General features: G+C 66.2%; 10 protein-coding genes. 5 read left to right on the top strand and 5 right to left on the bottom strand.

Features of this window, described 5'->3' with window-relative positions:
- The first annotated feature begins 51 nt into the window (after positions 1 to 51).
- Positions 52 to 204 carry a hypothetical protein gene (locus SD196_RS12170; protein ID WP_275607422.1) on the top strand — a complete coding sequence of 51 codons (153 nt, stop codon included), beginning with the start codon at positions 52 to 54 and terminating at the stop codon, positions 202 to 204.
- A gap of 352 nt (positions 205 to 556) precedes the next feature.
- On the opposite strand, the gene SD196_RS12165 is transcribed toward SD196_RS12170, so the two are convergent.
- The 5 genes from SD196_RS12165 to SD196_RS12145 all read right to left on the bottom strand — a co-directional run bounded on the left by SD196_RS12165 (position 557) and on the right by SD196_RS12145 (position 9,682).
- A complete protein-coding gene (locus tag SD196_RS12165; RefSeq protein ID WP_416311526.1) occupies positions 557 to 3,652 on the bottom strand; it encodes an efflux RND transporter permease subunit in 3,096 nt (1,031 codons plus the stop codon).
- Positions 3,649 to 4,758: an efflux RND transporter periplasmic adaptor subunit gene (locus tag SD196_RS12160; RefSeq protein ID WP_416311525.1), complete on the bottom strand. Its 1,110-nt coding sequence runs from the start codon at positions 4,756 to 4,758 to the stop codon at positions 3,649 to 3,651. Before SD196_RS12160 ends, SD196_RS12165 begins: the two co-directional genes overlap by 4 nt.
- Before the next feature lie 28 nt (positions 4,759 to 4,786).
- Positions 4,787 to 6,295, bottom strand: a complete 1,509-nt coding sequence (locus SD196_RS12155; protein ID WP_416311524.1) for an efflux transporter outer membrane subunit — start codon at positions 6,293 to 6,295, stop codon at positions 4,787 to 4,789.
- Positions 6,296 to 6,412: 117 nt separating this feature from the next.
- Positions 6,413 to 6,628 carry a hypothetical protein gene (locus tag SD196_RS12150; RefSeq protein ID WP_331314826.1) on the bottom strand — a complete coding sequence of 72 codons (216 nt, stop codon included), beginning with the start codon at positions 6,626 to 6,628 and terminating at the stop codon, positions 6,413 to 6,415.
- 144 nt (positions 6,629 to 6,772) lie between these two features.
- A complete protein-coding gene (locus tag SD196_RS12145; protein WP_416311736.1) occupies positions 6,773 to 9,682 on the bottom strand; it encodes an AAA family ATPase in 2,910 nt (969 codons plus the stop codon).
- A 270-nt stretch (positions 9,683 to 9,952) separates the two neighbouring features.
- Between SD196_RS12145 and SD196_RS12140 the strand changes: the two genes are divergently transcribed.
- The 4 genes from SD196_RS12140 (at position 9,953) to SD196_RS12125 (ending at position 14,421) form a co-directional block, all read left to right on the top strand.
- A complete protein-coding gene (locus tag SD196_RS12140; RefSeq protein WP_331314824.1) occupies positions 9,953 to 11,608 on the top strand; it encodes a bifunctional 3-(3-hydroxy-phenyl)propionate/3-hydroxycinnamic acid hydroxylase in 1,656 nt (551 codons plus the stop codon).
- A gap of 2 nt (positions 11,609 to 11,610) precedes the next feature.
- Positions 11,611 to 12,273 carry a TetR/AcrR family transcriptional regulator gene (locus tag SD196_RS12135; RefSeq protein WP_370599450.1) on the top strand — a complete coding sequence of 221 codons (663 nt, stop codon included), beginning with the start codon at positions 11,611 to 11,613 and terminating at the stop codon, positions 12,271 to 12,273.
- Between the two features lie 355 nt (positions 12,274 to 12,628).
- Positions 12,629 to 13,243 (top strand): TetR/AcrR family transcriptional regulator, encoded by a 615-nt coding sequence (locus SD196_RS12130; protein ID WP_331314819.1) that lies wholly within the window; start codon positions 12,629 to 12,631, stop codon positions 13,241 to 13,243.
- An 86-nt stretch (positions 13,244 to 13,329) separates the two neighbouring features.
- On the top strand, positions 13,330 to 14,421 hold the full coding sequence (locus SD196_RS12125; protein ID WP_416311523.1) for a VOC family protein: 1,092 nt from the start codon (positions 13,330 to 13,332) through the stop codon (positions 14,419 to 14,421).
- The last annotated feature ends 33 nt before the right edge of the window (positions 14,422 to 14,454 follow it).

Here is a 14,454-nt window from a genome sequence, read left to right as displayed (position 1 = left end):
GCCGGCGGCCAGAGGACCGCCGGCGCGGATGGCCACGGAAGGCCCCACTTCATGCAACGCCTGCTCGAAAATTGCGGCGCCCTGATCCGGGGAGGCTGCTCCGGACCTGGCTTCGGCGTCGTGCAGGCGCTGACTTGCGAAAGCATGCGCATCTGCCTGTTCGCGCGACGCTACGCCTGGTTGGCCGATAGCGGCTTTTTGTGAACGGCCGCTATGGGTCGGTAGCTGGCGCTCTCCAGAGGCTGCAATCGGCCAATAGCTGCCGCTGACATGAGCTGGGCGGCGTCGGCTCGTGACCGACACCGCCCAGGCTCGGCGCAGGGTAATGGCGCCATGCGGTGCTGGTGACACCGACGGCGGCATGCGCTCCTTGCGCATGACGATTACGGAGCCCGAACTTGAATCCCGGCTCCGATTTGCTGTCTTCCTGTCAGCAATACCGCAATGACTCATTCTTGCCAGGCCTCATCGCCGACGCCCCCATGGAAACGAGCCCTCCCCTCGATCCGACCTCAGGCGTCGATGCGGGCAGGACGCCCCGCCGTAGGTTGGTTACTCAGTGCGCGATTTCGACGCTGGACGTTTCCTCCCGGGCAGCGGCAACCGGCTGGCGGCGGATCCTGAACCATGCGGCGTACAGCGCCGGCACGAAGAAGATGGTCAACAGCGTCGCCACGGTGAGGCCGCCCATGATCGCGATCGCCATCGGCCCCCAGAACACGCTGCGCGTCAGCGGAACCATCGCGAGGACCGTTGCCAACGCCGTCAGCATCACCGGGCGCGTCCGGTGGATGGCCGCATCCAGCACCGCATTCCACGGGTCGCGTCCTTCGGCGATCTCGATCTGCACCTGGTCGATCAGGATCACCGCGTTGCGCATGATCATGCCGCCCAGGGCGATGATGCCCAGGATCGCGACGAAGCCCAGCGGCGCCTGGAATACCAGGAGGGCCGGCACCACGCCGATCAGTCCCAACGGCGCTGTCAGCACCACCATCGCCATGCGCGAGAAGCTCTTCAACTGCAGCATCAGCAGCGTCAGGATGGTGATCAGCATCAAGGGCGCCACGGCCAGCAGCGCCCGGTTGGCCTTGTCGCTCTCCTCCACGGCGCCGCCCACGTCGATGCGATAGCCCGAGGGCAGCTTCGCCTCGATGTCCTTGAGCAGCGGGCGGATTTCCTGGGTCACCGATACCCCTTGCTCGCCGTCCTTCACGTCGGCGCGCACGGTGATCGCCATGTCGCGGTTCCGGCGCCACAGGACCGGCTCTTCCAGCTCGTAGCGGACCTGTGCCACCTCCGAGAGGGGCACGACCGTCCCTTTCCGCGTGTAGAGGTTGATGTCCTTCAGCGTCTCCAGATCCAGGCGTTCCTCGGGCACCGCGCGGGCGACGATGTCGGTGAGGTCTTCATGCTCGCGCAGATGCGATAGGGTGGCACCGTTCATCAGGGTCTGGGTCGCCAGCGATACATCGGCCGGGGTGAGCCCCAGCGCACGGGCCTTGTCCTGGTCCAGCACCACCTTCAAGGCCCGCACCGGGTCGTTCCAGTCAAGCTGGACATCACGCACCTTCGGACTCGAAGCCACCACCTTCTCCACTTCGCCGGCGATGCGGCGGACCACCTGGGTGTCGGCGCCGACGATACGGAACTGCACCGGGAAGCCCACCGGCGGGCCCAGTTCCAGCCGGGTGACACGCACCCAGGCCTGCGGGAACTGTTGATCCACCTGAGCCAGCAGACGGGAACGCACGCGCTCCCGGGCCTGCAGATCCTTCGTCATGACGACGAACTGGGCGAAGGCCGGGTTGGGCAGTTCGGGATTGAGCGCCAGGTAGAAACGCGGAGCGCCGGCGCCGGTATAGGCGGTGTAGAAGCTGACGTCCTCGTCCTTCGCCAACACCCCTTCCAGGCGTTGCACCTGCTCGGCCGTGGCCGCGAAAGAGGCGCCCTCTTTCATGCGCAGGTCGATGACGAGTTCGGGTCGCGAACTGCTGGGGAAGAACTGCTGCGGCACGAACTTCAGGCCCGCCAGCGCCAGCGCCAGGGCACCGAAGGTCACCCCGATGACCCGCCAGCGACGCGCGATGGCCAGGTCGATCAGGCTTCGCAGCGCGCGGAAGAAGCGCGTGTCGTAGGGATCGCCGGCATGCTGCTGGTGACCGAAATCCTGCGGCAGCATCTTCACCGCAAGGTAGGGCGTGAAAATGCCCGAGCAGATCCAGGACAACAGCACGGCGGCGCCGACAATCCAGAAGATGCCACCGGCATACTCGCCCGTGGTCGATTTCGACAGGCCGATGGGCATGAAGCCCGCCGCAGTGATCAGCGCACCGGTCAGCCGCGGCATGGCGGTGGACTGATAGGAGAAGGACGCCGCCTTGACCCGATCCCAGCCGGCCTCCATCTTCACCACCATCATTTCGATCGCGATGATCGCGTCGTCCACCAGCAGGCCCAGCGCGATGATCAGCGAACCGAGGGAGATGCGCTCCAGGTTCCAGCCCATCGCCAGCATCAGCAGCGCGACACCGCCCAGCACCAGCGGCACCGAAGTGGCGACCACGATGCCGGTGCGCCAGCCCAGGCTGGCGAAGCTGACGGCGATCACGATGATCAGGGCCTCCATCAGCGAGCGCTCGAAGTCCCAGATGGCATCCTTGACCGTGGTCGGCTGGTCGGCCACGCGCTCCAGTTCCACGCCGTGGGGCAGTTCGGACTGGATCTTCGCGACGGCGACGTCCATCGCCTTGCCGAGCTCGACGATGTTGCCGTCGTCGCTCATCGAGATGCCAAGCATCAGCACCGGCTGGCCGTTGTGGCGCACGGTGTAGCTTGGCGGGTCTTCATAGCCACGGCTGATGGTGGTGAAATCGCCCAGTTTGATCGTCCGCCCGCCCGCCACGATCGGCACGTTGCGGATGTCGTCGAGGCTGGAGAACTGGCCGCTCACGCGCACCACCACGCGATCCCCGCCGGTGTCGATCTGGCCCGCCGGGAGCATGGCATTCTGGCTCCTGAGGCTGTCGGCGATGACCTGCGGCGTGACGCCCAGCGCGGCAAGGCGCGCGTGGGAGAACTCCACATGGATGCGCTTGGCCTGTTTGCCGATGACGTCGACCTTCTTGACCATCGGCACCTTCAGCAGGCTGCGCTTGATGTCTTCGGCCGCATCGGCCAGATCGCCCTGGTCGAATCCATCACCCTTGACCGCGTACATCAACCCGTACACATCGCCGTACTCGTCGTTGACGACCGGGCCGATGACGCCTTCGGGCAGCTCCAGGCGCAGGTCATTGAGCTTCTTGCGCGCCTGGTACCAGGCCTCGCGCTGGTCCGCCTTGGAAGTGCCGCCACGCACGGTCAGCGTCATGCCGCCATAACCCTGGCGGGCGAAGGTGACCACCTTCTCGAAGTGGTCGATCTGCTCGAATTTCTTCTCCATGCGGTTCAGGACTTCATCCTGGATCTGCTGGGCGGTAGCGCCCGGCCAGGCGACGCCCGCCGTCATGGACGGCACCGAGAAACTGGGGTCCTCCAGCTGGCCCAGCTTCGTGAAGCTGAACAGACCGGCAATGGCCACGACGAGCAGCAGGAAGAGAACGATGGCGCGATTGTTCAGCGCCCATTCGGTGAGATTGAACTTGTTCATCGCGCAACCACTGCCTTTTCTTCAGTGGCGCCGTCCGGCAGCGCCACCTCGAGCCCGGGCGACATCTTCTGCACGCCGGCAGTCACGACCCGTTCGCCTGCGGGCAGGCCGGAGAGGAGCACCGCCTCGTTGCGATAGCCCCACACCGCCACGGGGACCCGCTCGACCGTACCCACCGCGTCCCCGCCGGTCGGCTTGACCACCCATACCGCCGGCTGCCCGCTGCTTTGCGTCAGGGCCGTCGCCGGCACGGCCGCCACCAGGGTGCCCTCCATGACCCGCTGCGCTTCCAGGGTCGCGGTGGCGCCGAGCGGCAGTTGCTGCCTATCCAGAGGCTTCAGCCGCGCGCGGTAGGTCCGCGTCTGCGCCGAAGCCTGTGGCGACAGTTCACGCAAGGCGACGGCAAAGGTCTTGTCCGGCATGCCGGCCAGCGCCGCACTGAAGCTCGACTGCTGGAAGGTCGCGAGGCGGTCTTCCGGCACGTCCACCACGATTTCGGGGAGGCTCGGGTCGGCGATGGAGACCACCGACGCCCCTTCCGCCACGACCTGCCCGACTTCGAAACGGACCGCGGTGACCACGCCGCTGCGCGAAGCACGCAAGACCGTGTACTTGAGCCGGTTGCGCGCCAGCTCCAGCTTGCGCGCTTCGGCCTCGGCGTTCGACTGCGCGGTCCTGGCACTGGTGAGGGCACGCTCGTCGTCGGCAGCGCTGACCGAGCCATCGGCCTTGAGCGCACTCAGCCGCTGACGGTCGGAGTCGGCCTGGCGGGCCTGCGCGACAGTGGCGTCCCACGCTTGGCGCGCGGCCTCTTCGGCAAGTCGGTAGTCGCTGTCGTCCAGCACGGCGAGCACATCGCCTTCCTGCACGGATTGGCCGACATCGACCTTGCGCTGGACGACCTTGCCGCCTACACGGAAAGCCTGGTCCACCGCATAGCGCGATTGCACGGTGCCGACGTAACGATTGCTTTCGCGGGCGCTGTCGTAATGGAGTTCGACGGTGCGCACGGGCCGGGGTGCCAGCACGACCGGTTGGCTGGGACTGCATGCACAAAGCAGCGCGGCGGCAGTCATCACGCTGGCTGCGACTATTGAATTCTTCAAGACGATTCCTCGTTGTGGGCGTCGGTATTCAGGAAAGCGGTTGGGCGCTGCCGGCCCTTGCAGTCGGGGCCGCTGGCTCGAAGACTTGCCAGCCGCCGCCCAGCGCCTTGTAGAGCTGGACGCTGTCGAGCAGCAGGCGCGTGCTGCTGTCGTTGGCGTTCAGCCGTGCGGCCAGGCGTGCGCGCTGCGCGTCCAGCAGCGGCAGCAGGTCGACCTGCCCGCGGGTATAGAGCGACTGGGCGTGGCCGAGCGCGGCCTCGGCAGTGGCCGATGCAACCTGCAGCGAGGCCGCACGCTGGCGTTCCTGTCCCAGGGTGACGAGCGCGTTTTCCACGTCTTCGAGCGCCCGGGCGATGCCGTCTTCGGTGCGCAGCAGCGCTTCGCGCTGGCCGCTCTCGGCGACCTCGTTGATGGCGCGCGTGCGACCGGCATTGAACAACGGCATCGCGAGCAATCCCGCCACGTTGGTGAAACGGGCAGTGCCGAGGCTGACGCCGTTCAGCGCCAGGTCCTGGCTGCCGAAGGATGCGCCGAGGAATAGGCGCGGGAACCACTCGGCGGCGGCTTGCTGACGGCGAGCATTGGCTGCATCCAGTTGCGCCATCAGCGCCAGGACATCGGGACGGCGCTGCAGGAGCGCGGCCGGTTGCCCAGACTGCGGCTGGGGCACTAGCGCCTCATTGGCCGAAGGCACGATGGTGGCGGCATTGAAGGCCTGGTCGCCGATCAGCACCGCGATACGATGGCGCGCCACGGCCGCCAGGGTTTCCATCGGCGGAATCTGCGCGCGGGCGGAGGCCGCTTCGGTCTGCGCGCGCTCGACGTCGAAGTCGGTCGCCAGGCCCACGCGCTTGCGCGCGGTGACCAGGCGCAGCGTTTCGTCCTGCGCTGCCGCAATGGCGCGCAGCGTCTCGGCCTGGCGCAGCGCGCCACGCAGGGTGAAGTAATTGCTGGCGATGTCGCTCATCACCAGCAGGCGTACACCGCGCTCGCCGTATTCGGCCGCCAGCGCATCGGCCTTGGCGGCCGCCGCGCCAGCGCGCAGACGACCGCTCAGGTCGAGCTCCCAGGAGACGTCCAGTCCGACGCTGGCGGTTTTGGTATCCGGATACAGCTGCCGGGTGGCCGAGTCGTATCCGCTGCGACGGTCGGCGCCGCCAGCGGACACACCCACGCTGGGGAACAGCCAGGAACGGCTGATCGTCTCGCCGGCCCGCGCGGCGCCCAGACGCTCGGCGGCGATCCTGACATCACGGTTCTCGCGCATCGCGCGCTGCACCAGATCGGTCAGCACCGGATCGTCGAAGGCTTTCCACCATGCAGCCTCGGGTTCCATCTCGGAAGCCGTGGCGGCAGCGAATCGGGAAGGAAGCTCCACCGACGGCTTGGCCACCGGCGTGGAACAACCCGTCATGGCCAGCGCGATGCACGAGGCAAGCGCGCTGGCGAGCAGGAAGGAAGCAGGGCGCTCTGCGCGCTGATCGGCTATTCGCCTGCCACAGCGAACCGGCGAAGAGAGGGATGGGAATCGCAACATCAGTCTGGACTCACAGGGATTCGACAGGGCACGAGAGTGGGGCTTTACCGCGGCCAAGTTGTCAGCCGGAGGTCGCGATTCGGTCACCACGTCGAGCACCCGCTCGGGTTTCAGAGGTCACTCTTCGGCGGCGTCCGCGACCTGTGCGCCCGCCACGAAGGCAAGGTCGGACGCGATCGCGTGCAGCAGCTCGCTGGCGGAGGTGAATTCGAGTTGATGCCCGGTGACCAGGTTTTCGACGCGCCCCATGAATGCGGCCGGCGTGGCGTCGCTCTGGAGTTTCACCACGTAGGCGCGGCGGCTCGGATATTTGGATTCGGGGTTCAGGACCATCGCTACACCAGGGGATCGGGAAGTTCGGTGCCAGCCTAGGCCCGTCGCCGTTTCGAGTCGTAAGCGGAAGGTCGGGTTTCGGTCAGGACGGCCGCCTGCACGCGATGAGGGCCGGACGCAGCGATGGCCGGGAGGGAGCGAAAATCAGCTGCAGGCCAGGTCCCGGGCAGGCAGCAACGACCTGGCGCGCCTTGCCGGCTCGCTGTCTTCGGCTTCGGGGAGCCGTTCGACCAGCCTGGCCAATGCCTCCCGATCCTCGCTTGTCGCCTCGCATTGGGCGCACAGCTCGACGAGGGCGAGCAGCTCCAGCCAGGGAGCCTCCTGCGCACGAGCCTCCTGCACGGCACAGCTTACTGCGACGCTGGCGCTGTCACCCTGTCCTTGCGCCCGAGCAATTGCCGCCTTCAGTAGCAGCAGTTGCGGCAGATACACGCGCTCGCCCAGTTCGGCAGCCACGCGCAGCGCCTCTTCCAGTTCGCCTTGCGCGCCTTCGATATCGCCCGCCAGCAGCAGCGCCTCGGCGGCGTAGCCAAGTACCTCGCTGGAGCCGGCGCGCATGCCAAGGCCGGCATGGGCTTCGAAGGCCTCGCGTATGCGCCGGTGACCTTCGCGCGGCGAGCCCCGCCGGGCTTCGGCCCAGCCACGCCACCAACCGCAGGCCGTCCGTCCCAGGGCAAGCGAGTACTCGTCGACCAGCGCCTGCATGTCTTCCGCCAGTTCTCCCACGCGCCCGGCATTGCCCATGCGGACTTCGATCAGCAGTTCATGCCAGCAGGCGACCAGGCGGGTCATCGGCTGCCGCAACATCGCCGCCCGGGCTCGCGCCCGTTGCATGTTGTGGCGGGCCTGCCCGAGCAACCCACAGCGCAACAGCTCGATGGCCAGCAAGCCGAGCAGCATCACCTGGGGATCGGCCGCGACGACCTCGCCAGCGCCGATGTCCAGCGGCTCTGCGATGGAGAACGCGCGCTCCAGCCACCTGCGAGTGGCCTGTGTACGCCCCTGAAGATGCAGCACCTCGCTGTGCACGATGCAGGCGGCCAGCATCAGCTGCGGATCATTCGACAGGGACGAAAGCGCCTCTGCGCGCTCCGACACGGCCAGCGCTTGGGTATAGTCCCCGCGCAGACTCAGCAGATAGCCATAGCCGTGCAACAGACGTCCGCTCATCGAATGCCCGGGTGACTTTTCCAGCAGGGTGTATGCGCCGACGAAGGCGTCGTTGGCCTCCCTGCCAACCCCGGACATCTGGAAGGCCGCCAAACCTTCCAGCGTGGCCAGGGAAATCTCCAATGCATCGCGTTCGGCACCCTCCTCCGCTTGCTTCAACAGGGTGGTTGCGCGTTGGCTCAGGCCAAGCGTCGACGAAGGACTGAAGTGCAACAGTGCCGCTTCCATCGCCTCGGCGTAGTAGCGCAGAGCGATCATGGGCTGGCGTGCCCGGTCGAAATGCATCGCCAGTTCAGCCGCCGCCACGGGTACACCAGCGCAGCGCTCGCGTTCGAGGGCAGCTCCGACCTGACCATGAAGCTGGGCACGCACCTGGTGCGGCGTGCGCTCATACACCACCCGGCGGAACAGCGCATGGCGGAAGGCATAATGCGGCTCCCAGTCTTCTTCGGCGTCAGTGCCCCGCGAACGCGTCAGCCAGAGGTGCCCGCGGACCAGTTCCTCGCACGCGTGGGCGACCTCGACCAAGTCGCGCCCGAGCCCCCGCGAGACCGTCTCCAGGCGAAAATCGACACCACACACCGCGGCGGCCGAGAGCAACACACGCTGGTCCCAGTCGAGCCTGGCGAGGTAATTGTCGATGATGGCCAGGAGGCTCTCGGGCACGGCTACTTGCCCAAGCACGGCCTCGGCCCCGGAAGCCTCGCGTGTCTCATCGAGCACTTCGCCAACGACCGACGACACGAACAGCGGCACGCCGTCCGTGCGCTGATGCAAAGCCCGCACGAAGGATTCGTCGCGGGCGAGCGAGGGCGAAGACAGCGCGACATAGTCGGCGACCTCTGTCTCCGAGAACGGGTCGAGCATTATCTCGTCGCACAGCCGTTGCAGGCGAAGCTCATGGCGCAACGAGCCCAGCGGGTGATCGAGCGCCACCACTTCGGCGACCCGGAAGCTCGCCAGCCACATCAGGCGGATACGACCGCGACGTCGGGCAAGGTAGGCGATGAGCTGAACGGTGGCCCTGTCGCCCCAGTGCAGGTCCTCGGTCACCAGCAGGAGCGGCCGCTGCTCGGTGTAGCGCTCCAGCAGCTCGCCCATCTCGCGCAGCATGCGCTCCGGGCCGACGCCCGCCAGCTCGCGTCGGAGCCCGTCCCGCTCCAGGACGCTGCACAGCCAGGGCAGTTGCAGCAACCAGGTCGGCGCAACGGTGCGGAGCAGCTCGGGCAGCGCCGGATCGCTGCGGCACAGTTCCGCCAGCGCTTCCAGCACGGGCAGGTAGGGTTCGCTGGTGCCGAAGTGCTCGACGCAATGGCCACGCGCGCAGGCGACGCCCGCCAGGCTGCCGACAAACTGCTCGATCAGTGTGGTCTTGCCCATTCCCGGCTCGCCAGCCAGCCAGACCAGCGCCCGCTGACCGCCTTGCACCCGCTGCCAGGCGCCGTGCAGTTTCGATAGAGCGGCGGTTCTCCCGATGAATGACGACGCCGCTCGTGCGTCGACGTCCGGCACAGCCGCCTGTGCTGGCGCGCTTCCGCTCGAATGCTCCCGCGGAGTCGAGGCGATGAAGCGGTAGCCGCGACGCGACACGGTCTCGATGAAACTTGGCTGCCGAGGGTTGTCTCCGAGCGCCAGGCGAAGTTCGCTGATGGCCGTCTTCAGGACCGACTCGCTGACGAACCGGTGTCCCCACACCGCATCCAGCAAAGCGTCCTTTCTCAGCAGCGTGCCCGGTTCACGGGCAAGCGCACACAGGAGTGCGAAGGGCGTGGGCGTGAGCGCCACGGCCTGTCCCTGCCGGGTCAGGCAGGCATTGGCCTCGTCGAGTTCGAAATCGGCGAAACGGATCCGCAGGGGATCGGGATTGGGCTGCAGACGCGCCACGTTCGATACCTGTTGGCTCGGAAGATCTTTCATCGGTGCGTCTTCGACTCTATCGACGCAGCCCGCCGCAGGGCGCCATTGCGTCGCTCACGCGACATGGCCGCGCAGGGCACGACGCCCGCCCCGGACAGTGCTGGAGGCTGACGACCGGCGGCCTCAAAATAATGACACAACCACCAATATTGATACTAGTCTCATTTTTAACTAACCTGATCGCGCCTGACGATGGGACCTCGCGTCCCACGATTTCAATCACAACAAGGGCTCGGTATGAACAACAAGCAAACCTCCGAACTGCTTCCGGAAACGGTCGATGTACTGGTAATAGGCAACGGTCCTGCCGGGGCGACGCTCGCCGCGCTGCTGGGACGCCATGGCGTCAGGACACTGGTGCTGGACAAGACCCACGAGGTCATGCTGATGCCCCGGGCGATCGCCCTGGACAACGAGGCGCTGCGCATCCTGCAACTCGCCGGACTGGCGGAAGACGCCTTCGAGAAGATCGTGATTTCCGAAGTGCGGATGCACTCGCCGCTGCTCGGCCAGTTCGGCCGGGCCAACACCGCGGGCTGCATCGATGGCCACCCGAAGCTGGTGACCTTCTACCAACCCGATCTCGAGCACGCGATGCGCGACAAGGTCGCCCAGCTCGACTCCGTTACCAGCCTGGGCGGCTACGAGCTGGAGCGCCTGTCGGAACAGCCGGACGGCATCGTCGCCTCCGTGCGGGACGAACAAGGCCAGGCGCATTTCATCCGCGCCCGTTATCTCGTCGGTGCCGATGGCGCCAGCTCCAGGGTCAGAAGCCTGATCGGCCAGGACTTCGCAGGCGAGACCTATGCCGAGGACTGGCTGATCGTCGACGCCGGCAATCGGCACGCGTCGGCCATCGATCATGTCGAGTTCATCTGCGACCCACGGCGCCCTGTGCCGCATATGCCCGCACCAGGCGGCAGGGAGCGCTGGGAGTTCATGCTGCAGCCGGGTGAGACGCGGGAAGAGATGGAAAACCCGGAGAACATCGCCCGCCTGATCGGCCCCTGGGTCGACCCGCGAGAACTGCAGATCGAACGCAAGGCGGTCTATCGATTCCATGCCCGTTGCTGCAACAGCTTCAGCAAGGGGCGCGTCTTCCTCGTGGGTGATGCCGCCCACATCACGCCCCCCTTCGTTGGCCAGGGCCTGGTCGCCGGTCTTCGCGATGTCGCCAACCTTGCCTGGAAACTCGCCTGGGTGCTGCGCGGCCAGGCCAGCGCGTCGGTACTGGGCAGCTACGACCAGGAGCGTCGGCCGCATGCCAAGGCGATGATCGACATGGCCAAGCTCATGGGCCGCCTGGTCATGCCCAGAAGCAAGCCGGCAGCCCTCCTGACCCATGGATTGATGCGCCTGCTCGGGCTGACGCCGACCACCCGAAAGTACTTCGAGGACCTGGAGATCAAGCCGAAAAACATCTTCAGGCAAGGCCTGTTCAAGCGCCATCGCCGCGGCGACCGGCTGGTTCGGGGCGGCCTGTTCCCCCAGGCCTGGGTTCGCGATGCGCAGGGCCGGATTCACCTGAGCGACGGCGCACTGGGAGACAGCCTCGCCCTGGTGGGATTCGGCATCGACCCGATGGCCCAGCTCTCCCCCACCCAGGTGTCGTCCTGGCTGAGCATCGGGGGCAGCTTCCTCCAGGTGGTGCCATGCGGCCAGCGCCCGACAGGCAAGTCAACGACAGTGGAGGACCTGAACCACAGCCTCCTGCCGCTTGCGGCCAAGGGCACGCTGGTCGCGGTCCGCCCCGACCGCCACATCATGCATCACGCCCCGGCCGAAGAAGCGAGCGACCTGATCGAGGCATGCCGCGAACTGATGGCCAGCGACGGCTCCAATGCCGGTGGCGTTTCCGCTACCATCAGCGAGCCTCCCCGATTGCGAGCCTGACAATGCCGTCCCCCACCCCTTCGTCCGAAACGGACTCGCCTCAACCGCTCACGCGCGGCCACAAGAAGCGCGAACGAACTCGCCGCGGCTTGATCGATGCGGCGTTGCGGCTGGTTGCGCGAAAGGAGGTGGGGGAAATCGCCCTGCTCGAGGTCGCCACCGAGGCGGAAGTCTCCAACGGCACCATCTACAACTATTTCCGCACTCGAGAAGAAGTGCTCGAAGCCGCGGGCATCGCGATGGCCGACGAGTTTTCCGATGCCATTTATGCATTGAGCGCGGACGTGCGGAGCGGCGCCCAGCGGCTTTCGATCGGTGTGCGCATGTTCATACGCCGGGCCGCCGATGACCATCAATGGGCCAATGCACTGCTGCGCATCTTCCATTTCGACCAGGCGATTCGCTCGCGACTGGCCGCCCACGTGCTCGAGGACTTGCAGGAAGGCCTGCGGGAAGGCGCTTTCAGCTACGACGACGAAGGCATCGCCCTGGACCTCGTGGTTTCCTGCACCACCGGGGCGATGCGCTCGGTCGTCGAGGGGCGCGCGGTAGCCGACCATGACATGCGTGTCGCGGAAATGATCCTCAAGGCCCTGGGGGCCACGCCGGCCAGAGCCAGGAAGATCGCCAGCCTTCCACTGCCCACCGCCCCTGCAGGCACCTGATTGGCCCGCCACGGCGGGGAGCAACGCTGCGCCTGAATCCTGGCCCGCTCCCCGGAGTGGACTCAGCTTCGTCTGCCTGAACCATCGCTCAGCCCTGATCAGCCCCTACAGTCTGCCCATCACACCGCGGTGTCCTGCATGCGAGCCGGCATGGTCGGGTCACACAGCGTCGCGCGGGCGACAAAATTGAACATAATCGTTCAAAAATAACCCTCCAAAATAAGCAGCCAACCCAAGAGCAGCCAAGCATATAGCTGGAATAACAGCTTTACGCGGCAAGAAATCGAAAATTCTCGTTGACGGTAATTGAACATGAATGTTCAATATTATCCAGAACCGACTCTGGAGAGTGCACGTGAAACCCCTGAGCCCCGCGCAACGACGCATCCATCAAGCCGCCCTGCGCCTGTTCGCCGAACGCGGCGCGGCCGACGTGAGCATCAGCGACCTGGCGATCGAAGCCAATGTCGCCCGCGGAACCGTCTACAACAACGTGCCGAGCATGGAGCAACTGTTCGAATCGGTTGCCGCTCACCTCAGCGCCGAGATGCATGAACGGGTCAAGAAGAGTTTCGAGACCCTCGAAGACCCTGCCCAACGGCTCGCCAATGGCGTCCGCTTCTTCATCCGGCGCGCCCATGAAGAGCCCCAATGGGGCTCCTTCATTCATCGCTTCGCCATGAACGACGCGGCCCTGCGCGAGATGTTCGCCAGCCAGGCGACGAAGGACCTGCTGGAAGGATTCGCCAGCCAGCGCTACCGCTTCCAGCAGGACCAACTGCTCTCGGTCATCACGCTGATTTCCAGCGCGGTGCTGGGGGCGATGTTCCTGGTACTGGAAGGACACAAGGCCTGGCGCGAAGCGGGCACCGACACGGCGGAGCTCCTGCTCCGGGCGCTGGGCGTACCCTTCGAGGAAGCCAGAAGCCTGGCGACCACGGAGCTACCGGCGCTTCCCGCGATCGGCTAGATCCGTCGAATGGATGTGGTTGACGCCCCGTCAGACAGGGGGGCGCGGCCGACTTTTGCCTGAAGAAAGTTCGGAGAACAAGAACAATGACCAGCAGTGCTGCATTACTTCGACTGGCGACGCCTCAACCGGCCCGGCATCCCGCCCCCACGGTCAAGGCCCAGCGCCTCGCCCACCTGATCTTCGAGCGCCCCGACCTCGAGGAGGCGGCACGCTTCCTGACCGACTTCGGCCTGACGGTCAGCCAGCAGGATGCGGACACGCTCTATCTCCGTGCAGCCGACCCCACGCCCTATTGCTATCGCATCCAGCGCGCCGCCCGGGCGCGCTTCCTCGGCCTCGGACTGGAAGTAGGTAGCGAGGAGGATCTGGAGCGCCTGACGCAGGTGCCCGGTGCCTCCTCGATCGAAAAGATCCAGCATCCGGGCGGTGGCCGGCAGGTCAGACTGATCGACCCTTCCGGCTTCGTGGTGGAGGCCATCCATGCACAATCGCCCTGCGATCCGCTGCCGCACCGGCCGGCACTTGCGCTCAACTTCGACGAGAAGCAGGCGCGGATCAATGACACCCAACGCCCGCCGGTAGCGCCGCCCGAGGTGCTGAAGCTGGGCCATGTCGTCATCGAGGTAGCCGATTACCAGGCTACCTGCGGTTGGTACACGCAGCACCTCGGCTTCATTCCCAGTGACGTGCAGGTGCTTCCCGACGGCTCGCCGATCGTCGCGTTCATGCGCCTGGATCGGGGTGACACGCCGGCGGACCACCATACCCTCGCCATCGCCCAGGGCTTCATGGCGACCTACAGCCACAGCGCCTACGAACTCGTCGACGCCGATGCCGTTGGCATGGGGCAGCGCGTCCTGCAGGAACGCAGCTGGACGCATGCCTGGGGAATCGGCCGTCACATCCTGGGCAGCCAGATCTTCGATTACTGGCAGGACCCCTGGGGCGACAGGCACGAGCACTACTGTGACGGCGATGTCTTCACCGCCGCGCACCCCACCGGCGTTCACCTCGTCAGCGCTGAAGCCATGGCGCAGTGGGGGCAGCGAATGCCCAGGAGCTTCACCAAGCCCAAGCTCAGCCTGAGCAACCTGCTCGCCTTGCTGCGCAACCTGCGGCGCAGTCCGGACCTGACGCTGCACAAGCTGAAAGCGCTGATGCGCCTGTTTGCTTAACCCCACGTCAGCGCCCCGATGAATCTCAGCAGG

This window comes from Pseudomonas macauensis, assembly GCF_047902425.1.
In the GTDB taxonomy this organism is placed as follows: domain Bacteria; phylum Pseudomonadota; class Gammaproteobacteria; order Pseudomonadales; family Pseudomonadaceae; genus Pseudomonas.
The sequence above is the reverse complement of the archived record's forward strand: the minus strand, read 5'-3'. Positions and strand labels throughout refer to the sequence as shown.

Bases quoted from the DNA above. Each gene is read 5' to 3' on its own strand.
- SD196_RS12150 (WP_331314826.1), bottom strand. From the start codon at position 6,628: ATGGTCCTGAACCCCGAATCCAAATATCCGAGCCGCCGCGCCTACGTG.
- SD196_RS12165 (WP_416311526.1), bottom strand. From the start codon at position 3,652: ATGAACAAGTTCAATCTCACCGAATGGGCGCTGAACAATCGCGCCATC.
- SD196_RS12140 (WP_331314824.1), top strand. From the start codon at position 9,953: ATGAACAACAAGCAAACCTCCGAACTGCTTCCGGAAACGGTCGATGTA.
- SD196_RS12170 (WP_275607422.1), top strand. From the start codon at position 52: ATGCAACGCCTGCTCGAAAATTGCGGCGCCCTGATCCGGGGAGGCTGC.
- SD196_RS12125 (WP_416311523.1), top strand. From the start codon at position 13,330: ATGACCAGCAGTGCTGCATTACTTCGACTGGCGACGCCTCAACCGGCC.
- SD196_RS12135 (WP_370599450.1), top strand. From the start codon at position 11,611: ATGCCGTCCCCCACCCCTTCGTCCGAAACGGACTCGCCTCAACCGCTC.
- SD196_RS12155 (WP_416311524.1), bottom strand. From the start codon at position 6,295: ATGTTGCGATTCCCATCCCTCTCTTCGCCGGTTCGCTGTGGCAGGCGA.